Here is a 25,984-nt window from a genome sequence, read left to right as displayed (position 1 = left end):
CAAGTGCACTTGTCAATAGCAAGTAAACAAGAACTTCAGACCGAACGGATGCCGCAGGCGGCCACTTGTCAGCGCGCCGCGCTGCGCCGCACGAGCAGCGCGAGGTGCAGCGCCGTCTGCACCTCGCCGTCGTCGAGATCCAGCCCGAGCAGATCGCCGATGAGCGACAGCCGCTGGTAGAACACCGAGCGCGACAGGTGCGACGCCCCCGCCGCAGCCGTGCGGTTGCCTGGGTGGGCGAGCATCGCGCCGAGCACGGTCAGCAGGTCGCCGTCTCGCGCCAGGTCGTACTCGATGAGCGGGGCGAGCATGCGCTCGCTGTGCTGCAGCAGCCGCGGATCGTCGCGCAACGACGTCACGAGCCTGATGAGCGGCCGGTCGTCGGCACGGCGCACGACGAGGCCGCGAGCCCCGCGAGGGCGGGCGCCGCGGGCGAGGTCGGTCGCCTCCTGCACCGACCCGAGCGCCCCCTCGAGGCCCACGGCCGACGAGCCGACCGAGAGCACGAGGCGATCGGCGGCGGCGGCGTCGCCACCCACGAGGCCGAGGCCGAACGACTGGGCCTGCGCATCGGTCATGGGCTTCGGCAGCGACAGCAGCACGATCCTGGCGCCGGACGGCGCACCCGCCGCGTTCGCGGCACCGTCGATCGCCCGACCCGCGAACGCCCGCGCCGCGGCATCCGCCGCTCCGGGAACGACCGGGGCGCCCGAGGCGACGATGCCGTACAGCACGGCCCCCTCGACGGGCAGCCCGGCGGCGGCGACACGGGCGGCCGCGCCCGCGACCCCGGCGAAGCGGCCCGCGAGCAGGCCGTCGATGAGACGCTGGCGACCGATGCGGGTCCACTCGTCGGAGGCCCCGTCGGCCAGACGCCCGAGCGCGAGTGCGATCGCGCCCTGCTCGAGCACGCTCGTGCGGCCCGCCGGATGCGCGGGGCCCGGCAGCGCGACGAGATGGCCCCAGCGGGTGCCGCGCGCCTCGACGGGCACGATGAGCCACTCGCGCGCACTCGACGCCGAACCCGCCAGGCGGTGCTCGCGCCGCGAGCGCGCCTCCCAGTTCGTGAACAGCGCCTCCTCGGCCGCGGGCGGCACCTCGGCGGCCACGACCTCGTGCGCGAGGTTCTCGAGCACGACCGCCGAGCCCAGGGTCTGCGCGAGCTGGTGCACGATGAAGTCGGCGGGCGAGCCGCGCAGGCTCAGCGCCGTGAACCGCTCGCGCACCTCGTCGCGGGCCCGCAGCGCCGCCGTCTGCTCCGAGATGATGCGGTTGTGCACCGCCTCGGTCAGCGCCACGAACTTCACCTCGCGGTGCAGCACCACGAGGGCGAGCCCGTGGCCGCGGGCCGACTGCTCGACCACGGCGGGCACGTAGCGGTAGTGCACGCCGAGCTCGAGCACGAGTCCGGAGAGGCCCGCCGCGACGAGGCCGGCGATGAACGCGTCGAGGTCTGCCGGCTCGGTCGGCCAGCCAGACCCGGTCGACAGCAGCAGCTCGCCGCCGTCGAGCAGCCTGGCGACCCCGCCGCTGTCGGACACGTGCACCCAGCGCACGCGCGCGTCGAGCAGCTCGTCTGCCGCGAGCACCTCAGGCAGGCCGTTCGCCACGGCCTCGAGCGCGAGGATCTCGCGCACCGTCGGCAGGCCGTCGCCGAGCTGGACTGCAGCCGGACGATCCGTCTGGATCACTCGGTCTTCGCGACGGTCTGACATCGGCGCACCCTCACACCCTCTGAAAAGCTTGGAACCGTCAGCCTAACCGACGACCGGGCGGAATGTCCGGGCCGGCCGCCCTCACGCGGCCGCGGCATCCGTCGCTCCACCACGAAGGAACAGCTCATGAGCCTCACCGAGACCGCCTCGTCGCACGCCGCGACCTCCGACGTGCCCGTGATCGGGCACTGGGTCGACGGCGCGCTGCGCGCATCGACCTCGGGCCGCACCGCGCCCGTCTACAACCCCGCGACCGGTGCCGTGCAGGCCGAGGTCGCCCTCGCCGACCAGGCCGAGATCGATGCGGCGCTCGCGTCGGCGCAGGCCGGGTTCCTCGAGTGGAGCAGCTGGTCGATCGCGAAGCGGCAGACCGTGATGTTCGCGTTCCGCGAGCTCCTCAACTCGCGCAAGGGCGAGCTGGCCGCGATCATCACGGCCGAGCACGGCAAGGTGCTCTCCGACGCGATGGGCGAGATCCTCCGCGGCCAGGAGGTCGTCGAGCTCGCGACCGGGTTCCCGCACCTGATCAAGGGCGCGTTCTCCGAGAACGCCTCGTCGGGCATCGACGTCTACTCGATCAAGCAGCCCCTCGGCGTGGTCGGCATCATCAGCCCGTTCAACTTCCCGGCCATGGTGCCGATGTGGTTCTTCCCCATCGCGATCGCCGCGGGCAACGCGGTGGTGCTGAAGCCGTCGGAGAAGGACCCGTCGGCCGCGCTCTGGATCGCCGAGCTCTGGAAGCTGGCCGGACTGCCCGACGGCGTGTTCACGGTGCTCCAGGGCGACAAGCTCGCCGTCGATGGCCTGCTGACCTCGCCCGTGGTGCAGTCGATCTCGTTCGTCGGCTCGACCCCGATCGCGCAGTACATCTACGAGACCGCCTCCAAGCACGGCAAGCGCGTGCAGGCCCTCGGCGGTGCGAAGAACCACATGCTGGTGCTGCCCGACGCCGACCTCGACCTCGTGGCCGACTCGGCTGTGAACGCCGGGTACGGCGCCGCGGGCGAGCGCTGCATGGCGATCAGCGTGGTGCTGGCCGTCGAGCCCGTGGCCGACGAGCTGATCGCGAAGATCTCCGAGCGCATCGGGCGGCTGAAGATCGGCAACGGCGCGGGCGTCGACGCCGGCGACGGCACGCGCATCGAGCCCGACATGGGCCCCCTGATCACCGGCGTGCACCGCGACAAGGTCGCCTCCTACGTCGACATCGCCGAGGCCGACGGCGCGACCGTCGTGGTCGACGGCCGCGGCTTCGAGGTCGACGGCCACGAGGACGGGTTCTTCTTCGGCCCGACGCTGCTCGACCAGGTGCCCACCACGAGCCGCGCCTACACCGAGGAGATCTTCGGCCCGGTGCTCTCGGTCGTGCGCGTCGAGAGCTACGACGAGGGACTCGACCTCATCAACTCGGGCCAGTTCGGCAACGGCACCGCGATCTTCACGAACGACGGCGGTGCCGCGCGCCGCTTCCAGAACGAGGTGCAGGTCGGCATGATCGGCATCAACGTGCCGATCCCCGTCCCGGTCGCGTACCACTCGTTCGGCGGCTGGAAGCAGTCCCTCTTCGGCGACGCGAAGGCCTACGGCACCCACGGCTTCGACTTCTTCACCCGCGAGAAGGCCATCACCAGCCGCTGGCTCGACCCCGCCACCCGCAGCGACTCCGCGCACACCGGCATCAACCTCGGGTTCCCCCAGAACCACTGATCCGTTCGCCAGAACCCGCACCATCTCCCTCGCGCGGACGCGAATGGTCGTCAAGCACCCGCAATACCGGCCATTCGCGTCCGCGCAGCGATTCACCCAGGAGCACATCCCATGACCGACACCCTGATTCCCGAGACAGCCGCAGACACCGCGACGACGGATGCCGCGACGGCGACCTTCGTCGACCGCGCCGGCACGCGGCATCCGCTGCCCGCCCCCGAGGCCGAGGCGCAGGTGCGCGCCGACGACCGCGGCCACGTGTTCCACTCGTGGAGCGCGCAGGCGCTCATCGACCCGCTGCCCATCGCTGCCGGCGAGGGCGCCACGTTCTGGGACTACCAGGGCAACGCGTACCTCGACTTCAGCTCGCAGCTCGTGAATCTGAACCTCGGCCACCAGCACCCCGACCTCGTCGAGGCGATCCAGCAGCAGGCCGGCCGCCTGGCCACCATCCAGCCGTCGATGGCGAACGACGTGCGCGGCGAGCTCGCCCGCCGCATCGTCGAGGTCGCCCCCGGCGACCTCGACAAGGTGTTCTTCACCAACGGCGGTGCCGACGCCAACGAGTACGCGGTGCGCATGGCGCGCGCCGTGACCGGCCGCCGCAAGGTGCTCTCGATGTACCGCAGTTACCACGGCGGCACCGCGACCGCGATCTCGCTCACCGGCGACCCCCGCCGCTGGGCGAACGAGCCCTCCGACGGCTCGGTCGCGCACTTCCTCGGGCCGTACGCGTACCGCTCCTCCTTCCACTCCGAGACGCCCGAGCAGGAGGCCGAGCGCGCGCTGGCCCACCTCGAGCAGGTCATCACGCTCGAGGGTGCGAACACCATCGCCGCGATCATCCTCGAGACGGTCGTCGGCACCAACGGCGTGCTCGTGCCGCCGCCCGGCTACCTCGAGGGCGTGCGGGCGCTCGCCGACAAGCACGGCATCGTCTACATCGCCGACGAGGTCATGGTCGGCTTCGGCCGCGTCGGCGAATGGTTCGCGGTGAACCACTTCGGCGTCGTGCCCGACCTGATCACCTTCGCGAAGGGCGTCAACTCGGGCTACGCGCCGCTCGGCGGCGTCGTCATCTCGCAGAAGATCGCCTCGCACTTCGACACGGTCTCGTTCCAGGGCGGACTCACGTACTCGGGTCACCCGCTCGCCTGCGCCCCCGGCGTCGCGACCTTCGAGGTCTTCGAGCGCGACGGCATCCTCGAGCGCGTGCGCGACCTCGGCGAGCGCGTCGTCGGCCCGCGCCTGCGCGAGATCGCGGCGAAGCACCCGTCGGTCGGCGAGGTGCGCGGCCTCGGCCTCTTCTGGGCGATCGAGCTCGTGAAGGACCCCGAGACGCGCGAACCGCTCGTGCCCTTCAACGCCGGTGGAGCCGACGCCGCCCCCATGGGTGCCGTCGCCGCGGCCTGCAAGCAGGCGGGCCTCTGGCCGTTCGTGCACTTCAACCGCATGCACGTCGCGCCGCCGCTCGTGATCTCCGAGGAGGAGCTCGTGCGCGGCCTCGACATCATCGACGAGGCCCTCACGGCCGCCGACTCGTACGTCGCCTGACGTCGCCTCCACGACGGCCGGACCTGCGGATGCCGCGGGTCCGGCCGTTCGTCACCCGGGGTACGCCCGGCGGACACCCCGGTCGAACCCGCGTCGACTAGCCTGAATCGCATGGACGAACGGGGTGCGTCGGGCGGGATCCCCCGTCGCACGTTCCTCGCGGCGGGACTCGCCACGGGCCTCGCGGGCGTCACCGCGGTCGTGCTCTCGAGCTGCACGTGGAACGAGCCGACCCCCACGCCGACGCCCACGCCGACCGCGAGCCCCACGCCCACCCCGACGCCGTCGGCCGTGCCGCGGCCGACGAACATGCGCCGCTCCGCGTGGGGCACCGATCCGTACGCGAGGGGGTCGTTCAGCTTCGCCGAGTTCGGCTCGACCGAGCAGATGCGCACGCGGCTCGCGAAGCCGATCGACGGGCGCCTCGTCTTCGCCGGCGAGGCGACCTCGACCATCGGCGCGGGCACCCTGCAGGGCGCCCAGAACTCCGGGCTCCGCGCTGCCGACGACATCGAGGAGCTCGCCGCGCCCGGTGAGCGCATCGCCGTCATCGGCGCGGGACTCGCCGGGCTCACCGCGGCGCGCGAACTCGCCGACCGCGGGTTCGACGTCATCGTCATCGAGGCGCGCGATCGCATCGGCGGTCGCGTGCAGTCCATCGTCGACGACGCGTTCGGCACGCCGGTCGAGCTCGGCAGCTGGCTCGTCGGCGACGACGCGGGCCTCCTCGAGGCGCTGGCCGCGGCATCCGTCGGCACGATCCCGTTTCCCGAGCAGCAGCGCGTGGTGCGCGTCGACGGCACGCCCGTGGCGCCGTCGCCGTCGGGCGCGGAGACGCTCGAACGGGCGCACGAGTGGTCGCAGGCGCTGCCCCACGACGTGTCGGTCACGGCCGCACTGCAGCAGTCGGGCGAGGCGCCCGCGTCGGAGACGCCCGGCGACGACGGCGTGAGCCCGGCGGCCTGGCTGCGGCACGCGATCGCGACCGGGCTCGAGCCGCTCACGGGCGCCGAGCCGACGGTCGTGTCGGCGCAGCGCTGGGATCCGGCCCCCCTGCTCGCGCCGTTCCAGGCCGACGCCGACGCCGCCCCGCCGCCCCGACTTCCGACGGCCCCGATCTCCGACCTGCTCGACCGGCTCGCCGACGGCCTCGAGGTCGTGCTCATGAGCGGGGTCACGCAGATCACCCGCACCGCCGACCGCGTGAGCCTGCGGCTCGACACGGGCGAGTCCCTAACGGTCGACCGCGCCGTCGTGACCCTGCCGCTCGGCGTGCTGCAGACCGACCAGGTGCGCTTCGAGCCGGTGCTCCCCCGGCCCTACCAGCTGGCGATCTCCCAGCTCGGCATGGGCGTGCTCGACGTCGTCTGGCTCGCCTTCGACGAGCCGTTCTGGAGGGCGGATGCCTCGGCCGACGCCGAGTCCGACGCGGGCGCCTCGACCGCCTCGCCCGACCCAGCCCCAACGGCCGACCCGTCGACGGCCGACCCGACGACAGCCCCCTCGCTGCTCAGCGTGGTCGGCGGTCGCCCGACGGTCGCGAGGTGGATCGACGTGGGCGCCGCGACGGGCAGCGGCGAAGCCGCGCTCGTGGGCGTCATCGCCGCAGCGCAGGCGACTCGGCTCGAGGAGCTGTCCGACCAGGACTTCCTGACCGCCGTGCTCGCCGATCTCGAGCCCTTCGCCACAGCCGGCGGTTGACGGCGACCAGCGTCGAGGTCAGCGCGAGGAAGATCAGCACCACGAGCGCGCACGACACGACGACGCCGAACACGCTGCCGACCTGGGCCTCATCGAGGAAGAAGTAGGGGTACCACCCGACATCCGCACCTCGGATGAGCGTGTAGACGAGCCAGCCCGACGGGAACACGAGCACCCAGCCGACCGTCGACCACGGAACGGGCGGGTTGACGCCGAGCACGCTGTCGACCGACCAGGCGATCACGGCGAGCGCGGGCACGACGAAGTGCAGCAGCGTGTCGGACCACGGCACGTCGACGCGGTACCCGTGCGACGACGACTCCGCGACGATGATCGCGAACACGATGCCAGAAAGCACCACGTAGACCGTGACCATCGTGCGCAGGATGCCGAGCCACGCGGGGTCCCTCGGTGCGCGCAAGGCGAACCCGGCCGCGATCGAGAGCGTGATCACCGCGAGGAACGCCGACTGGATCGTGAAGTAGCTGAAGAAGTTCGCGGTCGCGAAGCTGCGGAACCCCAGCACGTAGCGGAAGTTGCCGATCAGGGCGACGACCTCGAGCACCACGATGCCCAGCCTGAACAGGCCCAGCCACCGGCGCGCTCGCCGCACCCTCGCCTCCGGCTGGAGTCCGGTGGTGGCGGCGGGCATGCCTCCACGCTACGCGTCGACTCGCCGTTCGCTCAGTCGAGCGGCCGGAGGATGCGATCCAGGAACCGTCGGGTGCGCTCCTCGCGGGGGTTCGTGAACATCGCCTTCGGCGCCCCCCGTTCGACCACGACGCCGCCGTCCATGAACAGCACCTCGTCGGCCACCTGCCGGGCGAAGCCGAGCTCGTGCGTGACGACGACCATGGTCCAGCCCTCGTCGGCGAGCTCCTTGATGACCTTGAGCACCTCGCCCACCAGTTCGGGGTCGAGCGCGCTCGTGGGCTCGTCGAACAGCAGCAGGTCGGGCTTCAGCGCGAGTGCTCGCACGATGCCGACGCGCTGCTGCTGCCCGCCCGAGAGTGCGAACGGGTAGGCGTCGCGCTTCTCGGCGAGGCCGACGCGTTCGAGCAGCGCCTCGGCCTCGGCGATCGCACGCTGCTTCGGCACCCGCTGCACGCGCACCGGCCCCTCGATCACGTTCTCGAGCACGGTCATGTGCGGAAACAGGTTGTGCTGCTGGAACACCATGGCCGAGCGGTCGCGCATCGCGAGCCTGCCCTGCTTGGTCACCTTGGCCGCGAAGTCGAGTTCGGGCCCGCCGGCGAAGCTCAGGACGCCGGCGTCGGGCGTCTCGAGACCGTTCAGCGAGCGCAGCACGGTCGTCTTGCCCGATCCGCTCGGGCCGATGAGCACGACGACCTCGCCGCGGCGCACCTCGAGGTCGATCGAGCGCAGCACCTCGTTGTCGCCGAACGACTTGCGGATGCCGCGGGCGGTCAGCAGCACGGCATCGTCGGGCCTCTCCCGGGGTGCGAGGGGGTCGGCGGCGTGCGGCCCGCCACCGGCATCCGCCCGGCTCGCGTCGTTCCTCGGGTTCTCAGACGGCGACATAGCGATCGAGCCTCTTCTCGATGAGGGTCTGCCCGCTCGAGAGCACGAGGCAGAAGAGCCAGTAGACGAGCGCGGCCTCGAGGTAGAGCAGCATGAACTCCTGGCTGAACGCGGCGATCTGCTGCGAGACGCGGAACAGCTCAGTCACGAGGATGAGCGAGGCCAGCGACGTGTCCTTCACGAGCGAGATGAAGGTGTTCGAGAGCGGCGGCACCGAGACCCGCGCGGCCTGCGGCAGGATGATGCGGCGCAGCGTCGTACCCGACGACATGCCGATCGTGTACCCGGCCTCCCACTGGCCCTTCGGCACCGAGAGGATCGCCGCTCTGATGATCTCGGCGCCGTACCCGCCGACGTTCAGCGAGAACGCGATGATCGCGCTCGGCCACGGATCGAGCACGACGCCGATCGCGGGCATGCCGTAGAAGATCACGAACAGCTGCACCAGCAGCGGCGTGCCTCGGATCACCGAGATGTAGAACCTGGCCGCACCCGAGAGCACGCGGTTCTTCGAGATGCGCGCCAGCGCCGCGCCGAGTGCGAGCAGGAGGCCGATCGCGAACGACGACAGGGCCAGCGGGATCGTGCCGCTGATGCCGCCCCAGACGATGGGCCAGAAGGAGTCGAGGAACAGTTGCCAGCCTTCGGCCGCACCATCGGCCATGACGACCCGCCCTTCCGTGAAATGACTGCGCGAGTGTTTCCGTTCGGCCGCGGCGTTCCCGCATCAGCGGAGACATCCGGCACGAACGGGAACACTCGCGCGGTTGAGCCGAGGTTACTGCGAGACGTCGGCGCCGAAGTACTTCTCGCCGATCTCGGCGAGCGTGCCGTCGTCCTTCAGCTTCGCGAGGGCCTCGTCGACGGCCTTCACGAGCGCCGTCTTGTCCTTCGTGAACGCGAGGGCGCTCTCGCTCGGGTCGGTCTCGGCGGCGACCTCGATCTTCGCGTCGGGGTTCTGCTTCACGTAGTCGAGGAAGGTCAGCTTGTCGTTCACGGTCGCGTCGACGCGGCCCTGCTCGAGGAGTGCCACGGCCTGCGCCCACCCCTCGACCGACTCGACGTTCGCGCCCGCGTCGACCGCGAGCTGGTAGAAGTTGCTCGTGAGCGACTGGGCGGTGGTCTTGCCCTCGAGGTCGTCGAAGCTCGAGATCGAGGTGTCGCCCTCGTTCACGACGACGACGCTCGGCGAGACCGTGTACGGCGTCGAGAACAGGTAGCTCTCCTCACGCTCGGGGTTGATCGAGACCTGGTTCGCGATGACGTCGAAGCGGCCCGCGTCGAGGCCCGCGAAGATCGCGTCCCACTGGGTCTCCTGGAACTCGACCTTCAGGCCCAGCTCGTCGGCGACGGCCTCGGCGATCTCGACGTCGTAGCCGACCAGGTCGCCCGAGCCCTCGTCGTGGAAGGTGAAGGGGCGGTAGGTGCCCTCGGTCGCGACGGTGAGCGTGCCCGCCTTCACGAGTCCGTACTCGTTGCCGGCCGCGTCGTCGCTCGCGGCGGGCGCGCTGCTCGAGCAGGCGGCGAGGGCGATGGCGACGGCGGATGCGGCGGCGAGGCCGAGGATGCTGCGGACGCGTGACATGCGGGTGGTGCTCCGTTCGTGGGGTGGCGTTGTGGCCGATCGTGATGTGAGCCGGGGCCGTCGTGGGCCGTTCGGCGTGCTTCGAGTCCATCACGCGGACGTCGCAGAGTGAAACCGCATGACCTCCCGTGGCATTCCCCGGTGCGCATGCGTCGCGCGGGATACACGGTGCGGGCCGAGCCGCGCAACCCCCGTTCCGGCCCTCGACGCCCTCGCTACCGTTGCGGGGTCGTCGGAAACTGCCGGCGGACCGGTGCCCCCACACCGCTACCCGAAGGGAACCTCATGATCACCCTGACCTGGCTCCTGCTCCTCGCGCTCATCGGCGGCGTGCTCGCCCTCATCGACGGCATCTGGCGCCTTCGCGCCCGCGGCGGCTCCACCGTCGTCGGCGTCATCGAGGTCATCGTCGCCGCGCTGTTCCTGCTCTCGCTCTTCGTGCCCGGCATTCCGTGGGGCCCGCTCGTGCTCGGCGTCGCGACGATCATCGCGCTGGTCGTCGCGCTCTTCGCCGGCGGCCGCACGGGTCGCGGCGTCACGATCGCCGCCCTCGTGGTCACGGCGATCTGGGTCGTGCTGGTCAACCACTGGCTCGTCATCCCCGGCGTCAACTGACGCCAGCGGGCACGCCGATGAGGGCGCTCGAGCTTCGGCCCGGGCGCCCTCGTCGCGTTCGCTCCTACGCCGCGTCGTGCGCGCTCGCGTACGCGCTCGCCCAGGCGAGCGCCTCGACGGCGTCGATGCCGAGCTCCGGATGCCGCGTGCGGAACTCCGCCGAACAGCCGCCGTAGTCGGCCTCCAGGCGTCGTGCCGCCTTGACGAGCGCCGGGCCGGCGGTCGCGCCGAACTTCGCGATGACGCGGGCGTCGTCGCGCACCGGGCTGGGGGCGGTGCCCCATCCGGTCCACTCGACGACGGCGCGGGTGAGTCGAGGCTCCATTGCCTTCATGACTGCTCCTTGTGTGGTGCTGGGTGATGCGGGTGGTGATGGTGGTGATGGTGGTGATGGTGGTGATGGTGGTGATGGTGGTGATGGTGGTGATGGTGGTGATGGTGGTGCTGGGTGCTACTGGTGGTGCTGGTCTGCTCCGGGCGTCAGAACGCCGAGATGCCGGTGAGGGCGCGGCCGATGACGAGCTGGTGGATCTCGTCGGTGCCCTCGTAGGTGCGCACCGATTCGAGGTTCGCGGCGTGGCGCATGACGGGGAACGCGTTCGTGATGCCGTCGCCCGCGAGGATCGAACGCGCCTGGTGGGCGATCTCGAGCGCTTCGCGCACGCTGTTCAGCTTGCCGACCGAGATCTGCGCGGGCGTGAGGGTGCCGGCCTCCTTGAGGCGACCGAGGTGCAGCGCGAGGAGCACACCCTTCTCGACCTCGACGAACATGTCGGCGAGCTTGGCCTGGGTGAGCTGGTTCGCCCCGATCGGCTTGCCGAAGACCTCGCGAGTCGTCGAGCGCTCGATCGCGACCTCGAGGCAGGTGCGCGCGGCGCCCATGGCGCCCCAGACGATGCCGTAGCGGGCCTCGTTCAGGCAGCCGAACGGGCCCGAGAGTCCGGATGCGCCGGGCAGCATCGCGTCGGCCGCAACGCGAACGCCGTCGAGGTCGATGTCGCACTGCACCGACGCGCGCATCGAGAGCTTGCCGTCGATGGGCGTCGCGGTGAAGCCAGCGGTCGCCGTGGGAACGAGGAACCCGCGCACCGCGCTGCCGCCGGTGCCGTATGCGCCCGACGGGTCGTCGACGCGGGCCCACACGACGGCGACGTCGGCGAGCGACGCGAGGCCGATCCAGCGCTTGGCGCCGTCGATGACCCACTCGTCGCCGTCGCGGCGCGCGGTCGTGGTCATCGCGGCGGGGTCGCTTCCGCCCTGCGGCTCGGTGAGGGCGAAGCATCCGACGAGGTCGCCCGCGGCCATGCCCGGCAGCCACCGCTGCTTCTGCTCCTCGGAGCCGTACTTGTGGATCGCGCTCATCGCGAGCGAGCCCTGCACCGACACGAACGTGCGCCAGCCGCTGTCGGCGGCCTCGAGCTCGAGGCAGACGAGCCCGTAGGCCACGGCGCCTGCGCCGGCGCATCCGTAGCCCTGCAGGTGCATGCCGAGCAGGCCCGCGTCGCCGAGCACCTTGATGAGCTCGCGGCGGAAGTGCTTCTGCTCGAAGTCGTCCTCGATGATGGGGGCGATCTGCTCCTGCGCGATGGTGCGGGCGAGCTGCTGCCATTCGCGCTCCTCGTCGGTGAGCAGGGCGTCGAGGTCGAAGACGGAGTCGATGCGCGGGGCGGTGACGGTCATGCGTGCGGTCCTTTCGAGGGCGGTTCGTCGGTGGAGGTCTGCGGTCGGGGCGCTGCGCGGCCCCGGTGCGAGTCGGCGCGGCCTACTCGGCCGGCGGGGTCGGAAGCCAGTCGGCCCCGCGGTGCTCGTCGAGCACGGGCGGCGGGGTCAGGTAGGTCGCGGGAGTGTCCGAGAGGCGGATCGGGTTGGCGATCGTACGGCTGGCGGCAGCGGCGTCGGCCGGGTCGGCGACCGGCCGCCGGGTCTCGGCCACGGGCTCGAGCCCGAGCGACTCGGCGAACGCGATCGCCTCGCCGATGTCGTTCACGAGCCCGGCGGGCACCCCAGCGGGTTCGAGCAGCCCGATCCAGTGGGCTGCGGATGCCGCGGCGAGCACGCGCTCGATGATCTCGGTCAGCTCGTGCCGGTGCGCGACGCGCGCGGCGTTCGCGGCGAATCGGGGGTCGTCGGCGAGCGCGGGCTCCCCGAGCACCCCGGCGAGCGCGCGGAACTGCTTGTCGTTGCCGACGGCGATCACGAGTTCGCGGTCGGCCGCATGGAACACGGCGTAGGGGGCGATGCTGGGGTGGGCGTTGCCGAGCCGCCGAGGCGGCGCACCCGTCGCGAGGGTCGAGGCGGCCTGGTTCGTCAGCGCCGAGAGCAGGCTGCCGAGCAGGTCGACCTCGACGAGTTGGCCGCGCCCGGTGCGGTCGCGCTCGCGCAGGGCGAGCAGGATGCCCGCGAGGGCGTTCTGGCCGGTGAGCACGTCGACGAGGGCGACGCCCGCCTTCGCGGGGTCGCCGTCGGGTTCGCCGGTGATCGACATGAGCCCGCCGACGGCCTGCACCAGCAGGTCGTACCCGGCGAGCGCTGCGCCGCGCCCCGCGCCGAAGCCCGTGATCGAGCAGTAGACGGCGGCCGGGTTCAACGCGCGCACGTCGTCGTAGGCGAGCCCGAAGCGCGCCATGACGCCGGGGCGGAAGTTCTCGATGACGACGTCGGCCGAGGCCGCGAGCCGTCGCGCTTCGGCCAGCCCCGCGGCATCCGTCAGGTCGAGCGCGACCGATCGCTTGTTGCGGTTGACGCTGCCGAAGTAGGTGGCCTGCCCGCTCGCGTCGACGGGCGGGGTCCAGTGGCGGGTGTCGTCGCCGGTCGGCGGTTCGATCTTCACCACGTCGGCGCCGAAGTCGGCGAGCATCATCGTGGCGTACGGCCCGGCGAGCACGCGCGAGAAGTCGGCGATGCGGATGCCGGCGAGCACGCCGGCCGTCACCGTGCCCCGCAGCTCGTTCGTCATCGCGCCTCCATCACCGTCGATCCGCATTCATCCTATAGTGAATCTTTTTCCGGCGCGTCGCGGGTTGCACCCCGACCGCTCCACTAGCCTGAAACGCATGGAATCGAGGGTGGGCCCCGGCGCACGCGAAGCCGTGTTCGCCCAGCTCGCCGATGCGGGCCGCGCCGAGCAGGTCGCGCAGCGCCTCACCGACGGCATCGTGCTCGGCGTGCTCGATCCCGGCGAACGCCTGCCCAGCGAGCCCGAGCTCGCCCGCCGCTTCGGCGTCGCGCTCATCACCGTGCGCGAGGGTCTCGGCATCCTGCGCGAGGCGGGCCTCGTCGAGACGCGCCGCGGTCGCGAGGGCGGCAGCTTCGTGGTGCACGACGACGCCGACCACCGCACTATCCTCACGGCCCGCCTGCGCGCGCTCGCGCAGGTCGAGCTCAGCGACATGGCCGTCTACTTCGGCGCGATCCTCGCGGGGCTCGCCGAACGCGCCGCCGAGCGCGCCTCCGACGCCGACGCCGAACGCCTGGGCGCCTGGCTCGACGCCGCCGACTTCTCGACCGCCGCCGGCGCACGCACCAACCAGGGCGGGTTCTTCCTCGAACTCGCCGTGCTCAGCCAGTCCGCGCGGCTCGTGCGCGAGCAGATCCGCCTGCAGGCCGAGTTCGGGCCGCTGCTGCTGCTCGGGCTCGACGACGAATCGGAGCGAGCGGATGCCGCGGCCGCCGATCGCCGCATCGTCGCCGCGGTCGCCGCCCACCGTCCGATCGACGCGCGCGCGGCGGCCGGCGAGCTCGTGGCCGCGCTCGCGGCCCGCCTGCTCGCCGCGAAGGCCAGGGTCGAGCGCGGAGGAGGCATCGATGCCCACTGAGCAGCCGGCTCCCGCCGCCGCCATCGACGCGGCCGCCGCCGTCTCGCGACTGTTCGCCGAGGTGTTCGAACAGCTCGCCGAGTGGCGCTCCCCCATCGAGCAGGCGATCGCCCCCGGCATCCGGGGCATCGCCGCCGATGCCGCCGTCGGCGAGGTGCGCCCCGCCGACCTCGACCAGGTCGTCGCCGGCCTCGTGCTGCCCCTGCTCGTCGAGCCCGAGCCGCGCTACGTCGGGGCGGGGTTCATCGCCGACGGCGAGATCGTGCGAGGTCGCGACGTGCACTTCGCGTGGTGGCTCGGCCCGCTCTCCGACAACCCCGTGCTCGGCTCGACCGACGCCCCGACCCGGCTCGACCTCTCGACCCGCGGGTACACCGAGTACCTGCGCGACTTCCGGTCGCTCGAGTGGTACCGCATCCCCTCGACCACCCGCCGCGCGCACGTCACCGGACCGTACGTCGACCACCTGTGCACGTGCGACTACCTGCTCACCCTCACGATGCCCGTGCACGCGCCCGACGGCGAGCGCATGGTCGGCGTCGTCGGGGCCGACGTCACCGTGCGCCGCGTCGAGGCAGAACTGCTCGCCGGGTTCCTCGCCGCAGACGAGCCCCTCGCACTCGTGAACGCCGACTCGCGCGTCGTGCTCTCGACCGAGCCGTCGTTGCAGGTCGGGCAGCTCGCCGGCGGCTCGGCGACGGCCGTGCCGTGCACCGGCACGCCGTTCCGCGTGCTCGTCTCGCCCATCGCCTGAGCCGCTGCGATGCGCGGAACCGGCCGCCCGCGGCATCCGGGTCGAAACTAATCATCCGTTAACGTATCTTTGAATCGAGCGTATGCACCGAGGCAGACGAAGCTCTGCGAGTGCACCCGAGAAGGAGAAACCCCATGAGCTATGCCGTGATCAACCCCGCCACCGGCGAGACGGTCGAGTCGTTCGACACGATCTCCGCAGATGCGCTGCAGGCCGCCATCGCCAAGGCCGCAGACACGCACCGCACGTGGTCGAAGAACACCACCGTCGCCGAGCGCGCCGCACTCGTGCGCCGGGTCGCGGAGCTGCACAACGAGCGCGCGCAGGAGCTCGGCGAGATCATCGTGCGCGAGATGGGCAAGCCCATCGAGCAGGCGGTCGGCGAGGTCGAGTTCGCCGCCGCCATCTACGAGTACTACGCCGACAACGCCGAGTCGCTGCTCGCCGACGAGCAGATCGACCTGCTGGCCGGAGAGGGCTCGGCGCTCATCCGCCGCTCGTCGCTCGGCCCGCTACTCGGCATCATGCCGTGGAACTTCCCGTACTACCAGGTCGCCCGCTTCGCCGGCCCGAACCTCATCATCGGCAACACGATCCTGCTCAAGCACGCCGAGCAGTGCCCAGCGTCGGCCGCCGCGATGGAGCAGATCTTCCTCGACGCCGGGTTCCCCGAGGGCGCCTACGTGAACATCTACGCGTCGCACGACCAGATCGAGACCGTCATCGCCGACCCGCGCGTGCAGGGCGTCTCGCTCACGGGCTCGGAGCGCGCGGGTGCCGCGGTCGCCGAGATCGCCGGCCGCCATCTGAAGAAGGTCGTGCTCGAGCTCGGCGGATCCGACCCCTTCATCCTGCTCTCGACCGACGACCTCGACGCGACCGTCGAAGCCGCCGTGCTCGCGCGCGTCGACAACAACGGCCAGGCCTGCAACGCGGCCAAGCGCTTCATCGTCGTCGAAGACCTCTACCAGCCGTTCCTCGACAAGTTCACCGCCGCGATGAACGCCGTCGAGGAGGGCGACCCCGCCAAGGAGGGCACGGCGCTCGGCCCGCTCTCGTCGGCCAAGGCCGCCGACGGCCTCGCCGACCAGGTCGCTCGCGCCGTCTCGCAGGGTGCCACCCTGCACTCGGGCGGCACGCGCAACGGCAATTACTTCTCGGCGACGATCCTCACCGATGTCAAGCCCGGCTCCGACGCGTTCCACGAGGAGTTCTTCGGCCCCGTCGCCCAGGTCTTCAAGGTCGCCGACGAAGACGCAGCGGTGGAGCTCGCGAACGACACCCCGTTCGGCCTCGGCTCCTACGTCTTCACGACCGACTCCGACCAGGCGCTGCGCGTGGCCGACAAGATCGAGGCCGGCATGGTCTTCGTGAACGTCGTCGCCGCCGACGGCGCCGAGCTGCCCTTCGGCGGCATCAAGCGCTCGGGCTCGGGCCGCGAGCTCGGCCGTTTCGGCGCCGACGAGTTCGTCAACAAGAAGATGATCCGCATCGGCTGATCGCCACGCGGCTCGCGAGAGCGAACGGATGCCCCGGGGCCGATGCCCCGGGGCATCCGCCGTCTCCGGGGTTCCGCCGTCCCGCGCCCGCGGCGGGGTAGCGTCGACAGGGTGACTCCCGTGCAGCGATTCCAGGCCGTGCTCTTCGACTGCGACGGCGTGCTCGTCGACTCCGAGGTGATCACGAACGGCGTGCTCCGCGGCATGCTGCACGAGCTCGGCTGGCCGATCAGCCAGGCCGAGTGCGTCGAGCGCTTCATCGGCCGCGCGCTGACCGACGAGTTCGACGTCATCGAGGAGCACACGGGGGTGCGTCCCGACGGGGCCTGGCTGCTGGAGTTCCGCGCGCGGCGCAACGCCGCCCTGGCGGTCGACCTCGAGCCGATCCCCGGAGCGGTCGCCGCGGTCGAGGCCGTCGCCGCCGCGTTCGACGGCCGCATCGCGTGCGCCTCGGGAGCCGACCGGGCGAAGATCGAGCTGCAGCTGTCGAAGATCGGCCTGGTCGGTGCGTTCGGCGAGCACGTGTACAGCGGCATGGAGACTCCCCGCAGCAAGCCCGCTCCCGATGTCTACCTCGCCGCGGCGGCCGGCCTCGGGGTCGACCCGCGCGAGTGCGCCGTCGTCGAGGACACGGTGGCCGGCGTGAGCGCGGGCGTGGCGGCCGGGGCGACGGTCTTCGCCTACGCTCCGAGCAGCCTCGCGGCCACGCCGCCCGAGGCCCTGCGTGCGGCCGGCGCGGCTCGCGTGTTCACCGACATGGCCGAGCTGCCGGCGCTGCTCGGCACGCGCGCCCCTCGGCATCCGTAACCCCTGATGCACCCGCGCCCTCGGCATCCGTGACACCTTCGGCGAGGCACCGTCCATGACCTCGGCAGCACCACTCCGAATTAATCATCCCAACCTATAGTTTTACGACCGGAAGTATGGCTATGCTGGCGCAACCACGATGAGGTGGTCGCGACGAGGGGGCGTCGACGGCACCTCTTGACGACCCCGAAAGGCGCATATGTCCGTCGAACCAGCCAAGCCGACCGACCTCGGCGACGGTGATCACCTCGAAGTCCTCGGCTACCAGGACTCGTTCAACCGCTCGATGAGCCTGTGGGCGAACTTCGCCCTCGGCTTCACGTACCTCTCCCCGCTGGTCGGCGTGTACTCGCTGTTCGCCGTCGCCCTCTCGGTCGGCGGGCCGCCCTCGATCTGGTGGATCGTCATCGTCGGCGCGGGCCAGTTGCTCGTCTCGCTCGTCTTCGGCGAGGTCGTCTCGCAGTACCCGATCCACGGCGGCATCTACCCGTGGGCTCGGCGCCTGTGGGGCCGCCGCTACGCGTGGATGGCGGCGTGGGTCTACATCTGGGCCATGATCGTCACGATCACCGCCGTCGCCGGGTACGGGTCGGGCTTCATCGCGAGCCTCTTCAGTATCGAGGCGACCCCGACGATCACCCTCGTCTTCTCGCTCGCCCTGCTCGTGCTCGCCCTCGTCTTCAACTTCACGGGCACGAAGACGCTCGCCCGGGTCGCGCAGATCGGCCTGGCCGCCGAGCTGCTCGGCGTCATCGGCGTGGGTCTCTACCTGCTCGTCTTCCAGCGCAAGCAGGACTTCAGCGTGTTCTTCGACACCATGAACGTGCAGGGCGACGGCTCGTACGCCACCGCGTTCATCGGTTCGGCGATCGCGGGCCTGTTCCTCTTCTACGGCTTCGAGGCGTGCGGGGATGTCGCGGAGGAGGTCTCGAACCCCGGTCGCCGCATTCCGAAGGCCATGATCCTGACGATCCTCGTGGGCGGCGTCTCGGCGCTGTTCTCGTTCGGCGGATACGTGCTCGCCGCTCCCGACCTCGCGTCGATCGTCTCCGGCGAGGACGCCGACCCGATCCCCGGCATCCTCGAGTCGACCCTCGGCCCCGTCGGGGCGAAGATCTTCCTCGTCGTGGCCGTGCTCGCCTTCATCTCGTGCGTGCTCAGCCTCCAGGCGGCCGCGAGCCGCCTGCTCTACAGCTTCGCGCGCGACGGCATGATCCCCGGCCACTCGTGGCTCGCGAAGGTCAGTCCGACCTCGAAGGTGCCGCGCAACGCGCTCATCGTCGCGTGCACGGTTCCCGCCATCATCACGGTGCTGATCTTCCTCGAGCCCGCGATCTCGCTGCCGGTGACCTCGTTCGCCGTACTCGGCATCTACATCGCGTTCCAGATGGTCGTGCTCGGCGCGCTGCGGCAGCGCCTGCGCGGGTGGAAGCCCGCCGGCACGTTCTCGCTCGGCGGCATCGGCCTCGTCGTCAACGTGCTCGCCCTCGCCTACGGCGTGTTCGCCATCTGGCTGCTCGCGACGCCCGGCAGCTCGGGAGACTTCGTGGTCGACTACGCGGTCTGGATCGGCCTCGGCGTGGTGCTGGTCACCGGCTTCGCCTACCAGTTCATCGCCCGCCCCGACCGCAAGTCCGACGCACCGGCGGGCGACGCGATCGAGGTGGCCGAGCGGCTGCGCGAGCGCCGCACCGAGACGGCGTCGCTGTCGAAGGTCGACTGACCGCGCAGGCTGCATCACACCGACGGATGCCGCTCCGAGACGTCTCGGGGCGGCATCCGTCGTCCGTGGCCGACGCCGTCCGTCAGCGCTTGCGACGGTCGAGCTGCCGGTCGATCTCTTCGCGTCGGGCCTCGAAGATCAGCCGCAGCAGGTCATCGGGGAGCTCGTGGGTCGCACTGAACCGCAGGGCGCCCTGCGACCAGTCGAAGCCGTCGAGGCGGTCGGCCAGCGTCGGCAGCACCTTTCCGCTGAACGGATAGAGGCCGAGGTGGGCCTTCGACTCGAGCGCGGCGACGAAGCCCTTGCCGCGGTAGAGCAGCGCGGGCATGCCGTAGCTCTCACCCTCGGTGAGATCGGGTGTGCTCTCGCGCGCGATGGTGTAGACGCGTTCGAGGGCGGCGCGATTCGCGACGTCTGCGCGATCGAGATGCGCGTCGATGATCCCCATGGCGGAATCCTCCCACCGGCTCCCCCCGCGCGGCCAGCGCGCAGGCCCCTCCGCCCCGCGAACTGGGGACACCCGCGGCGGATAGGGTTGGCGGATGATCCGTCGGCACGTCATCGTCAGCGGCCTCGTGCAGGGCGTCGGCTACCGGTACCTCGCACGCAAGCACGCCCAGCGCCTCGACGTCACGGGCTGGGTGCGGAACCTCCCCGACGGCACCGTCGAGGCCGAGATTCAGGGTGCGGCGGCGGCCGTGCACGAGCTGTTGCGCCGCCTCGAGCAGGGACCGCCCGGGTCGGCCGTCTCGGGCATCTCCGTGACCGAGGCAGAGCTGCGCGACGACGAAGACGGCTTCAGCATCGTCCGGTAAGCGGATGCCGCAGGAGACCCCCGCAGACGACGAAGGGCCCACCGGCGAACCGATGGGCCCTTCGTTCCGTCACGCGGCGCGAAGCGCTGGGGCGGAGGGGTCTGCGCGAATCAGATCGCGTTGACGTCGAGCGGGATGCCCGGGCCGAACGTGGTCGAGACGGCGCCCTTCTGGATGTAGCGGCCCTTGGCGCTGGACGGCTTGAGACGGACGACCTCTTCGAGGGCGGCCTTCAGGTTCTCGTCGAGCTGCTCCTGCGAGAACGAGGCCTTGCCGACGACGAAGTGCACGTTGGCGTGCTTGTCGACGCGGAACTCGATCTTGCCGCCCTTGATGTCGGAGACGGCCTGGCCGACGTTCGGGGTCACGGTGCCGGTCTTGGGGTTCGGCATGAGACCACGCGGGCCGAGCACCTTGCCGAGACGACCGACCTGGCCCATGAGCTCGGGGGTCGAGACGGCGGAGTCGAACGCGGTGTAGCCCGCGGCGACCTTCTCGATGAGCTCGGCGCCGCCGACCTCGTCGGCGCCGGCTGCGATGGCAGCCTCGGCGGCGGGGCCGGTCGCGAACACGATGACGCGAGCGGTCTTGCCGGTGCCGTGGGGCAGGATGACGGTGCCGCGCACCATCTGGTCTGCCTTGCGGGGGTCGACGCCGAGCTTCAGCGCGACCTCGACGGTCGAGTCGAACTTCGCCGAACCGGTCTCCTTCGCGAGGGCGACGGCGTCGGTCGGGGTGTAGAAGGTGTCGGCCTTGATCTTCTCGGCCGCGGCCCGGTAGGCCTTGGACTTCTGTGCCATGTTGGTTCTCCTTGGAGAGAGTGTGGTCATCGCGCCTGGCGGGCGCTGCCACGAGTGAAATTCTGAAGGGTCGGATGCCGCGGCATCCGGTGCCGACCTTCGACGCGTGACGTCGCGGCGGTCGGCGAGGCGATTACTCGACCGTGATGCCCATCGAACGGGCGGTGCCGGCGATGATCTTCGACGCGGCGTCGAGGTCGTTGGCGTTGAGGTCGACCATCTTCGACTCGGCGATCTCGCGCACCTGCGCCTGGGTCAGCTTGCCGACCTTGGTGGTGTGCGGGACACCCGAACCCTTGGCGACGCCGGCAGCCTTCTTGATGAGCTCTGCGGCGGGCGGGGTCTTCAGGATGAAGGTGAAGGAGCGGTCCTCGTAGACGGTGATCTCAACGGGGATGACGTTGCCGCGCTGCGACTCGGTCTGCGCGTTGTACGCCTTGCAGAACTCCATGATGTTGACGCCGTGCTGACCCAGCGCCGGGCCGATGGGCGGGGCGGGGTTGGCGGCGCCGGCCTTGATCTGAAGCTTGATCAGACCAGTGACCTTCTTCTTCGGTGCCATGATTTCTCTCTTTCTGTTCGAACGCCCAAGTCCTGGGCACTCTCCCGCTCGACCGGCGGTTCCGGAGGGCGGTGGTCTGTGGTGGTGGGCTCTGCCTCACGCAGCACAACCCTCCGAGTATACCCAGAGGGCCGCTGCGTCGTACCTGTGAAGGTGGTTAGAGCTTGGTGACCTGGTCGAAGCTGAGCTCGACCGGGGTCTCGCGCTCGAAGAGCGAGACGAGCACGGTGAGCTTGCCGCTCTCGGGCTTGATCTCGCTGATCGTGCCGGGCAGGCCCGCGAACGAGCCGTCCTTGATCGTGATGGTCTCGCCGATCTCGAAGTCGACCTCAGCCTGCACGACGCGTGCGGCGCCTGCCGACGAGCCGGCCTTCGCGCCCTTGGCGGGTGCGACGTCCTTGATCTCGACGAGGCTCTTCAGCATGCCGAAGGCCTCTTCGAAGCGCAGCGGCGCGGGGTTGTGGGCGTTGCCCACGAAGCCGGTGACGCCGGGCGTGTGGCGGATGACCGACCAGCTCTCCTCGTTGAGGTCCATGCGCACGAGCACGTAGCCGGGGATGCGCACGCGGGTGACCATCTTGCGCTGGCCGTTCTTGATCTCGACCACGTCTTCCATCGGCACTTCGACCTGGTAGATGTAGTCGGCCATGGCCATCGACTCGCGGCGCTGCTCGATGTTCGCCTTCACGCGGCGCTCGAAGCCCGCGTAGGAGTGGATGACGAACCACTTGCCCGGGAGGAAGCGCAGTTCGTTGCGGAACTCCTCGTAGGGGTCGTGCTCGGGCTCTTCGCTCTCTTCGGTGACGGCCTCGAGCGCGGCGTCGGCCTCTTCGACCGAGTCGATGTCGAGGGCGTCGTCGACGACGGCGTCGGCCTCGGGGTCGTTCGCCTCGGCGATGGCGTCGAGAACGGCATCGAGGTCGACGTCGTTGCCCTCGTCGTCGACGACGTGCACCGCACGCTGCTCGGCGGGCTCGACCGACTGCTCGTCGTGCTCGAGCGAGTTGCCCTCCTGGGCCTCGTCGTCTTCGGCCGACTGCTCTGCGGCCGTGGCCCAGTCGACGTCGTCGCGCTCAGTCTTTGCCAATTTCTCGATTCCTTCTCTTGCGTGCGCCCTGCGGCGCGCGGTTCTTCAGGACGAGTGGCTGATCAGGCCCCTGTCGACCCGAAGACGTACAGCACTACCCATCCGAACACCGAGTCGAGGGCCCAGACGAGCGCCATCATGATGACGACGAACACGAGCACGACCACGGTGAAGCTGAAGAGCTCCTTGCGGGTCGGGGTGACGACCTTCTTCAGCTCGGCGATGACCTGCCGGATGAACAACGCGATCCGCGCGAAGGGGTTTCGCCGCGCCGCGCGCTCGCGCTTCGCGTTGGCGACGACGTCCTCGCTGGGTTCGTCGATGATCTTCCGTGCCACCTCGTACACCTTTCGTGGGCCGGCAATCACTGCCGGCTCGCAGGGCGGACAGGACTCGAACCTGCAACCTGCGGTTTTGGAGACCGCTGCTCTACCAATTGAGCCACCGCCCTTCGGAGACTTCGCCTCCGAGGATCGCACACTGCGACCGGCCAACCAACCATACTCGAGATCCGAAGACATTCGGGCACGGGAAAGCTTGGTCGTCGTGCGCAACCTCAGCAAGTTTAGGCGACGGATGCCCCACCGCCAAACCGGGGCGACTTCCGCCGCCGAGCGGCGAACGCGAGCACCCCTCCGAGGGCGGCCACGACGACGCCGACGAGGGCCGCCCACCACGCGGAATCCGCCGGGATGCCGAGGTAGACCGTGATGCCGAGGATGCGCGAGAGGCCCCACGGCAGCAGCGCCATCTGGTCATTCCAGGCCGTGAGGGCGGCCTCGAGGCCGACCATGGCAACGAGTCCGGCGATCACGGCCAGGGCGGCGCCGCACGCCGCGGTCACGACCCCGATCGCGCGCCGGGCGCCGATCGTCTGCGCGAGGGCCCACGCGGCGGCGACGATCACCCAGGCGAACAGCGCGAACGCGACCGTCGAGTAGGCGGAGCGCGCAACCGGGTCGGTCCAGAACCCGAACCAGTAGCCGCCGGGCCCCGTCGGCGCGAGCGCGAACGAGAGCAGGGCGACCCGCAGCAGCACGGCGCCGGCCAGTGCCGCCGCGACCGGGCCCACGGCACTCCGGCCGCCGAGCACGCGCGCCCCGAGCAGCACCACGACGCCGAACACGAGCCACGCGCCGAGCGTCGCCACGAGGTGCGCGGGAGCGGCGAACCACGTGAGGATGCACCGGCTCAGCACGAGCGCCACCGCGGGCACCGCCACGAGCAGCACCCGCTCGATCCGGCCGAGCCCGGTCACGACCTCCGGCCCGCGCCACGGACGCGTGCCGGCGACCCACATGGCCCGCGCGAGCCGGGCTCCGCGCCATCGGCCGATCCGAGGCGACCGGGCGGCTGCACCGTACGCGAGCCAGGCGAGCACGAGCACGAGGCTCGCACCGGCGGCCCAGCCCATCGCCTGGTCCCGGTCGCCGCGCTCGAGCCCCAGACGGGCGGCGGTCAGGTTGTAGGCCGGGTGGTACGGGTCGCCGGCGTAGTCGCGCTCGTGCGCGGCCGACGACTCGAGCCACGCGGCCCGCGCCTCCTGCCAGTCCGCATAGGCCGCGGCATCCTTCGTGTCGTGCCACTGCGCCTTGCGCAGCACCATGGCCCGGTAGTCGGACAGCATGGCGAGGGTGCTGCGCTCGTACGCGAGCGAGTCGACGAACGCGTCGCGAAGCGCAGCATCCTTCCACGAGGCGGCGTCGGTGCCCTCGATGAGCGCCTGCATGCGCTCGACGGCCGCCACCGCCCGCGGCCCGCCCGCGATCGCCTCGTCGAGGTCGTCGCGCGCGATCGCGTAGATCACGTCGAGCGCGGCGCTGTCGCCCGTGGGGATGTCCCACTCGAAGATCCACATCATGGGCGGTGGCTCGAGGCCGATCGCCCGCACGCGGTGCTCGGCGTACGGCCCGATGTAGAGCCCGTCGGCGATGGCCTCGCGGGAGTCGGTCATCGCGTCGGCGATCGCCTGCACGGTCACCGGGTCGTCGGAGAACCACCGCCTCGCCCAGTCCGCGGTGACGGATGCCGGGTCGAGCGACGGGTCGCGGGCGAGGCGCACCGCGAGCTCGGTGTTGAGCTCCGCGAGCTGCCAGAACCCCGCCTTGAGCTCGAGCGAGAGCGGACCGGCGCGCCAGGGGCCGCCGTCCTGCGTCCACGTCCAGATGCCCTCGATGTGCGGGTTCGCCGCGAGCAGGCGATCGAGCGTCTGCGCGTACAGGTCGCCGAGGTCGTTCGGCCACGCGCCGAAGTTCTCGAACTCGCGCCGGCTCTGGAACTCGATGATGCGGCGCTGGTCGCCGACCTCGAGCGTGTCGTTGATCGGCAGGTGGCTGTAGAAGTCGCCGAGCGAGTACTTCGTCGACACGATGAGCCGGTCGGAGTCGATGCCCTCGAAGACCGTGCGGTACGAGTCGGCGTTCGTGTGCAGGTCGCCCACGGCGCCGACGCCGACGGTCCAGGTGCGGAAGATCACCTCGCGGTCGGCCCGTTCGGCCTGGTCGAGGAGCGTCGTGAGCATCGCCTGCACCGCGTCGACCGTCGTGACCGCGAGCGCGGAGCGGTAGTCCCAGTCGGGCAGGTCGTACACCTGGCCGGCCTCGCCGATGCGGATCAGCACGCCGTCGATCGCCGGTATCTCGCGGTAGAGCTCGTCGAGACCTGCCGCGTAGACCTGCCAGAACTCGGGGTCCTCGGTGTCGAGCGAGCCGAACCGCTCGGTCAGGTACTCCTCGAGCGGGGTCGTGACGACGAGCATGTCGGTGCGCAGGAACACCTGCAGGCCGGCATCCCTCGCCGACTGCCACATGGGGCCGAACGCGTCACGCATCGCGAGGGCGCGGGCCACGTGCTCGTCGCCCGGCTCGTAGACCTCGGTGCCGTCGCCGACGTCGGAGAAGGTCAGGTACTCGAGCAGCCCGGGCACGGCGATCGCCGTGTAGCCCTCGGCGAGCAGGTGCGCGACGTAGGCGTCGAAGTCGTCGCGGGCGACGGCGAGCGCGTCCTGGTCGATGTAGGGCGCGTCGGGCAGGATCACGTCCTCGAACGCCTTGGAGTTGTGCGAGTAGTCGTCGCCGGCGGCCCAGGCCTCTTCGTCGACCGCCACGCCCACCGCGCCGAGGTCGGCCATGCGGAACCCCAGCCGCGACTCGACGCGCTCGCCGAGGCGCTCGGACGTCGAGCGGCCGTCGCGCACGGCCTGCGCCAGGTCGTACACGCCGCGCACGGCGCCGGTCTCGCTCGCCGCGACGACGCGCAGGGCGCTGGGCTCGCCCTCGAGCGCGTACGCCTCGTCGGCCGGGTCGCCGTCGCCCACCACGACCTCGAGCGTCGCCGTGCCGTCGGTGGCCGCGGCATCCGAGACCGCGTCCATGAGCTCGTCGACGGCCGCGGTCACACGGGGCGCATCGGATGCCGCGATGCGCGTGAACTCGGGCGGTGCCACGGTCGCGGCGACCGTCTCGGCCTGCGGCGACTCGACCGGGATGTCGGCGGACTCGGTGCTGATGCCGAGCGCGTCGGTCAGCACGAAGGCGACGCCCGCGCCGAGCGCGAGCAGGATCAGGGCGGCGACCACGGCGAGCGCGGGCCGAGCAGGGCGCCTCGTCGCGCCGGTGTGCTTCGTCACGCGCGGAGCATACCCCGAAGTGGGTCGCGTGACCCAGTCGTGATGCGCGCGACGGCGACGGCGGGCGGGCGCACC

At 71.0% G+C, this 25,984-nt stretch carries 24 protein-coding genes and 1 tRNA gene; 10 read left to right on the top strand and 15 right to left on the bottom strand.

The features are described from left to right. Nucleotides 1-68: 68 nt before the first annotated feature. Nucleotides 69-1,715: a PucR family transcriptional regulator ligand-binding domain-containing protein gene (locus tag ACFVS8_RS09545; RefSeq protein ID WP_387060788.1), complete on the bottom strand. Its 1,647-nt coding sequence runs from the start codon at nucleotides 1,713-1,715 to the stop codon at nucleotides 69-71. A gap of 126 nt (nucleotides 1,716-1,841) precedes the next feature. Between ACFVS8_RS09545 and ACFVS8_RS09540 the strand changes: the two genes are divergently transcribed. From ACFVS8_RS09540 to ACFVS8_RS09530, 3 genes are all read left to right on the top strand, one after another. Beyond that, complete coding sequence (locus tag ACFVS8_RS09540; protein WP_387060786.1) at nucleotides 1,842-3,422, top strand: CoA-acylating methylmalonate-semialdehyde dehydrogenase; 1,581 nt, start codon at nucleotides 1,842-1,844, stop codon at nucleotides 3,420-3,422. Nucleotides 3,423-3,533: 111 nt separating this feature from the next. Continuing rightward, nucleotides 3,534-4,976, top strand: a complete 1,443-nt coding sequence (locus ACFVS8_RS09535) for an aspartate aminotransferase family protein (RefSeq protein WP_387060783.1) — start codon at nucleotides 3,534-3,536, stop codon at nucleotides 4,974-4,976. A gap of 111 nt (nucleotides 4,977-5,087) precedes the next feature. Next, entirely contained in the window at nucleotides 5,088-6,677 is a 1,590-nt protein-coding gene (locus tag ACFVS8_RS09530) for an FAD-dependent oxidoreductase (RefSeq protein ID WP_387060780.1), read from the top strand. On the opposite strand, the gene ACFVS8_RS09525 is transcribed toward ACFVS8_RS09530, so the two are convergent. The 4 genes from ACFVS8_RS09525 to ACFVS8_RS09510 all read right to left on the bottom strand — a co-directional run bounded on the left by ACFVS8_RS09525 (nucleotide 6,574) and on the right by ACFVS8_RS09510 (nucleotide 9,804). Next, on the bottom strand, nucleotides 6,574-7,329 hold the full coding sequence (locus ACFVS8_RS09525; RefSeq protein ID WP_387060777.1) for a Pr6Pr family membrane protein: 756 nt from the start codon (nucleotides 7,327-7,329) through the stop codon (nucleotides 6,574-6,576). The genes ACFVS8_RS09530 and ACFVS8_RS09525 overlap by 104 nt on opposite strands. A 32-nt stretch (nucleotides 7,330-7,361) precedes the next feature. Further along, on the bottom strand, nucleotides 7,362-8,219 hold the full coding sequence (locus tag ACFVS8_RS09520) for an amino acid ABC transporter ATP-binding protein (protein ID WP_387060774.1): 858 nt from the start codon (nucleotides 8,217-8,219) through the stop codon (nucleotides 7,362-7,364). After that, the gene (locus ACFVS8_RS09515; RefSeq protein ID WP_387060771.1) at nucleotides 8,206-8,883 is read right to left on the bottom strand and encodes an amino acid ABC transporter permease; all 678 of its coding nucleotides are present in this window, start codon (nucleotides 8,881-8,883) and stop codon (nucleotides 8,206-8,208) included. Before ACFVS8_RS09515 ends, ACFVS8_RS09520 begins: the two co-directional genes overlap by 14 nt. A gap of 114 nt (nucleotides 8,884-8,997) precedes the next feature. Further along, a complete protein-coding gene (locus ACFVS8_RS09510; RefSeq protein WP_387060768.1) occupies nucleotides 8,998-9,804 on the bottom strand; it encodes an amino acid ABC transporter substrate-binding protein in 807 nt (268 codons plus the stop codon). A 285-nt stretch (nucleotides 9,805-10,089) separates the two neighbouring features. On the opposite strand from ACFVS8_RS09510, the gene ACFVS8_RS09505 reads away from it, so the two are divergent. Then, on the top strand, nucleotides 10,090-10,419 hold the full coding sequence (locus ACFVS8_RS09505) for a hypothetical protein (protein WP_387060765.1): 330 nt from the start codon (nucleotides 10,090-10,092) through the stop codon (nucleotides 10,417-10,419). A 64-nt stretch (nucleotides 10,420-10,483) separates the two neighbouring features. Here ACFVS8_RS09505 and ACFVS8_RS09500 read toward each other — a convergent pair whose 3' ends face one another. From ACFVS8_RS09500 to ACFVS8_RS09490, 3 genes are all read right to left on the bottom strand, one after another. Then, a complete protein-coding gene (locus ACFVS8_RS09500) occupies nucleotides 10,484-10,753 on the bottom strand; it encodes a hypothetical protein (protein WP_387060762.1) in 270 nt (89 codons plus the stop codon). 146 nt (nucleotides 10,754-10,899) lie between these two features. Continuing rightward, entirely contained in the window at nucleotides 10,900-12,099 is a 1,200-nt protein-coding gene (locus ACFVS8_RS09495) for an acyl-CoA dehydrogenase family protein (protein WP_387060759.1), read from the bottom strand. Nucleotides 12,100-12,181: 82 nt separating this feature from the next. Then, on the bottom strand, nucleotides 12,182-13,375 hold the full coding sequence (locus ACFVS8_RS09490) for a CaiB/BaiF CoA transferase family protein (RefSeq protein WP_387060756.1): 1,194 nt from the start codon (nucleotides 13,373-13,375) through the stop codon (nucleotides 12,182-12,184). Between the two features lie 97 nt (nucleotides 13,376-13,472). Between ACFVS8_RS09490 and ACFVS8_RS09485 the strand changes: the two genes are divergently transcribed. The 5 genes from ACFVS8_RS09485 to ACFVS8_RS09465 all read left to right on the top strand — a co-directional run bounded on the left by ACFVS8_RS09485 (nucleotide 13,473) and on the right by ACFVS8_RS09465 (nucleotide 19,017). Beyond that, nucleotides 13,473-14,234 (top strand): FadR/GntR family transcriptional regulator, encoded by a 762-nt coding sequence (locus tag ACFVS8_RS09485; protein WP_387060753.1) that lies wholly within the window; start codon nucleotides 13,473-13,475, stop codon nucleotides 14,232-14,234. After that, on the top strand, nucleotides 14,224-14,988 hold the full coding sequence (locus ACFVS8_RS09480) for a hypothetical protein (RefSeq protein ID WP_387060750.1): 765 nt from the start codon (nucleotides 14,224-14,226) through the stop codon (nucleotides 14,986-14,988). Before ACFVS8_RS09485 ends, ACFVS8_RS09480 begins: the two co-directional genes overlap by 11 nt. A 134-nt stretch (nucleotides 14,989-15,122) precedes the next feature. Beyond that, on the top strand, nucleotides 15,123-16,487 hold the full coding sequence (locus ACFVS8_RS09475) for an NAD-dependent succinate-semialdehyde dehydrogenase (RefSeq protein WP_387060747.1): 1,365 nt from the start codon (nucleotides 15,123-15,125) through the stop codon (nucleotides 16,485-16,487). 111 nt (nucleotides 16,488-16,598) lie between these two features. After that, a complete protein-coding gene (locus tag ACFVS8_RS09470; protein WP_387060744.1) occupies nucleotides 16,599-17,294 on the top strand; it encodes an HAD family hydrolase in 696 nt (231 codons plus the stop codon). 199 nt (nucleotides 17,295-17,493) lie between these two features. Next, nucleotides 17,494-19,017, top strand: a complete 1,524-nt coding sequence (locus ACFVS8_RS09465; RefSeq protein ID WP_387060741.1) for an APC family permease — start codon at nucleotides 17,494-17,496, stop codon at nucleotides 19,015-19,017. Between the two features lie 82 nt (nucleotides 19,018-19,099). Here ACFVS8_RS09465 and ACFVS8_RS09460 read toward each other — a convergent pair whose 3' ends face one another. Continuing rightward, nucleotides 19,100-19,465 carry an iron chaperone gene (locus tag ACFVS8_RS09460; protein WP_387060738.1) on the bottom strand — a complete coding sequence of 122 codons (366 nt, stop codon included), beginning with the start codon at nucleotides 19,463-19,465 and terminating at the stop codon, nucleotides 19,100-19,102. Between the two features lie 94 nt (nucleotides 19,466-19,559). Here ACFVS8_RS09460 and ACFVS8_RS09455 point away from each other — a divergent pair, with 94 nt between their 5' ends. Beyond that, nucleotides 19,560-19,832: an acylphosphatase gene (locus ACFVS8_RS09455; RefSeq protein WP_387060736.1), complete on the top strand. Its 273-nt coding sequence runs from the start codon at nucleotides 19,560-19,562 to the stop codon at nucleotides 19,830-19,832. Between the two features lie 110 nt (nucleotides 19,833-19,942). Here the strand turns inward: ACFVS8_RS09455 and rplA are convergent, their stop codons facing one another. The 6 genes from rplA to ACFVS8_RS09425 form a co-directional block, all read right to left on the bottom strand. Further along, nucleotides 19,943-20,632 (bottom strand): 50S ribosomal protein L1, encoded by a 690-nt coding sequence (rplA, locus tag ACFVS8_RS09450; protein WP_387060733.1) that lies wholly within the window; start codon nucleotides 20,630-20,632, stop codon nucleotides 19,943-19,945. Between the two features lie 133 nt (nucleotides 20,633-20,765). Continuing rightward, nucleotides 20,766-21,194 carry a 50S ribosomal protein L11 gene (gene rplK / locus ACFVS8_RS09445; protein ID WP_067872872.1) on the bottom strand — a complete coding sequence of 143 codons (429 nt, stop codon included), beginning with the start codon at nucleotides 21,192-21,194 and terminating at the stop codon, nucleotides 20,766-20,768. Between the two features lie 157 nt (nucleotides 21,195-21,351). After that, a complete protein-coding gene (gene nusG / locus ACFVS8_RS09440) occupies nucleotides 21,352-22,281 on the bottom strand; it encodes a transcription termination/antitermination protein NusG (protein ID WP_387060729.1) in 930 nt (309 codons plus the stop codon). A 62-nt stretch (nucleotides 22,282-22,343) separates the two neighbouring features. Then, nucleotides 22,344-22,619 (bottom strand): preprotein translocase subunit SecE, encoded by a 276-nt coding sequence (gene secE / locus ACFVS8_RS09435; RefSeq protein ID WP_092966478.1) that lies wholly within the window; start codon nucleotides 22,617-22,619, stop codon nucleotides 22,344-22,346. Nucleotides 22,620-22,659: 40 nt separating this feature from the next. Continuing rightward, nucleotides 22,660-22,732 (bottom strand) — tRNA-Trp (locus ACFVS8_RS09430). Nucleotides 22,733-22,846: 114 nt separating this feature from the next. Further along, nucleotides 22,847-25,909: a hypothetical protein gene (locus tag ACFVS8_RS09425; RefSeq protein WP_387060725.1), complete on the bottom strand. Its 3,063-nt coding sequence runs from the start codon at nucleotides 25,907-25,909 to the stop codon at nucleotides 22,847-22,849. Nucleotides 25,910-25,984: the final 75 nt, after the last annotated feature.

The organism is Agromyces sp. NPDC058110 (assembly GCF_042884735.1).
Taxonomy (GTDB): domain Bacteria; phylum Actinomycetota; class Actinomycetes; order Actinomycetales; family Microbacteriaceae; genus Agromyces.
The sequence above is the reverse complement of the archived record's forward strand: the minus strand, read 5'-3'. Positions and strand labels throughout refer to the sequence as shown.

Excerpts from the sequence above, each read along its gene's own strand:
- ACFVS8_RS09460 (WP_387060738.1), bottom strand. The coding sequence starts at position 19,465 with ATGGGGATCATCGACGCGCATCTCGATCGCGCAGACGTCGCGAATCGC.
- ACFVS8_RS09515 (WP_387060771.1), bottom strand. The coding sequence starts at position 8,883 with ATGGCCGATGGTGCGGCCGAAGGCTGGCAACTGTTCCTCGACTCCTTC.
- ACFVS8_RS09545 (WP_387060788.1), bottom strand. The coding sequence starts at position 1,715 with ATGTCAGACCGTCGCGAAGACCGAGTGATCCAGACGGATCGTCCGGCT.
- ACFVS8_RS09490 (WP_387060756.1), bottom strand. The coding sequence starts at position 13,375 with ATGACGAACGAGCTGCGGGGCACGGTGACGGCCGGCGTGCTCGCCGGC.
- ACFVS8_RS09485 (WP_387060753.1), top strand. The coding sequence starts at position 13,473 with ATGGAATCGAGGGTGGGCCCCGGCGCACGCGAAGCCGTGTTCGCCCAG.
- ACFVS8_RS09500 (WP_387060762.1), bottom strand. The coding sequence starts at position 10,753 with ATGAAGGCAATGGAGCCTCGACTCACCCGCGCCGTCGTCGAGTGGACC.
- ACFVS8_RS09475 (WP_387060747.1), top strand. The coding sequence starts at position 15,123 with ATGAGCTATGCCGTGATCAACCCCGCCACCGGCGAGACGGTCGAGTCG.
- ACFVS8_RS09480 (WP_387060750.1), top strand. The coding sequence starts at position 14,224 with ATGCCCACTGAGCAGCCGGCTCCCGCCGCCGCCATCGACGCGGCCGCC.
- ACFVS8_RS09540 (WP_387060786.1), top strand. The coding sequence starts at position 1,842 with ATGAGCCTCACCGAGACCGCCTCGTCGCACGCCGCGACCTCCGACGTG.
- ACFVS8_RS09510 (WP_387060768.1), bottom strand. The coding sequence starts at position 9,804 with ATGTCACGCGTCCGCAGCATCCTCGGCCTCGCCGCCGCATCCGCCGTC.
- ACFVS8_RS09465 (WP_387060741.1), top strand. The coding sequence starts at position 17,494 with ATGTCCGTCGAACCAGCCAAGCCGACCGACCTCGGCGACGGTGATCAC.
- rplA (WP_387060733.1), bottom strand. The coding sequence starts at position 20,632 with ATGGCACAGAAGTCCAAGGCCTACCGGGCCGCGGCCGAGAAGATCAAG.
- ACFVS8_RS09535 (WP_387060783.1), top strand. The coding sequence starts at position 3,534 with ATGACCGACACCCTGATTCCCGAGACAGCCGCAGACACCGCGACGACG.
- ACFVS8_RS09495 (WP_387060759.1), bottom strand. The coding sequence starts at position 12,099 with ATGACCGTCACCGCCCCGCGCATCGACTCCGTCTTCGACCTCGACGCC.
- rplK (WP_067872872.1), bottom strand. The coding sequence starts at position 21,194 with ATGGCACCGAAGAAGAAGGTCACTGGTCTGATCAAGCTTCAGATCAAG.
- ACFVS8_RS09505 (WP_387060765.1), top strand. The coding sequence starts at position 10,090 with ATGATCACCCTGACCTGGCTCCTGCTCCTCGCGCTCATCGGCGGCGTG.
- ACFVS8_RS09525 (WP_387060777.1), bottom strand. The coding sequence starts at position 7,329 with ATGCCCGCCGCCACCACCGGACTCCAGCCGGAGGCGAGGGTGCGGCGA.
- ACFVS8_RS09455 (WP_387060736.1), top strand. The coding sequence starts at position 19,560 with ATGATCCGTCGGCACGTCATCGTCAGCGGCCTCGTGCAGGGCGTCGGC.
- ACFVS8_RS09520 (WP_387060774.1), bottom strand. The coding sequence starts at position 8,219 with ATGTCGCCGTCTGAGAACCCGAGGAACGACGCGAGCCGGGCGGATGCC.
- ACFVS8_RS09530 (WP_387060780.1), top strand. The coding sequence starts at position 5,088 with ATGGACGAACGGGGTGCGTCGGGCGGGATCCCCCGTCGCACGTTCCTC.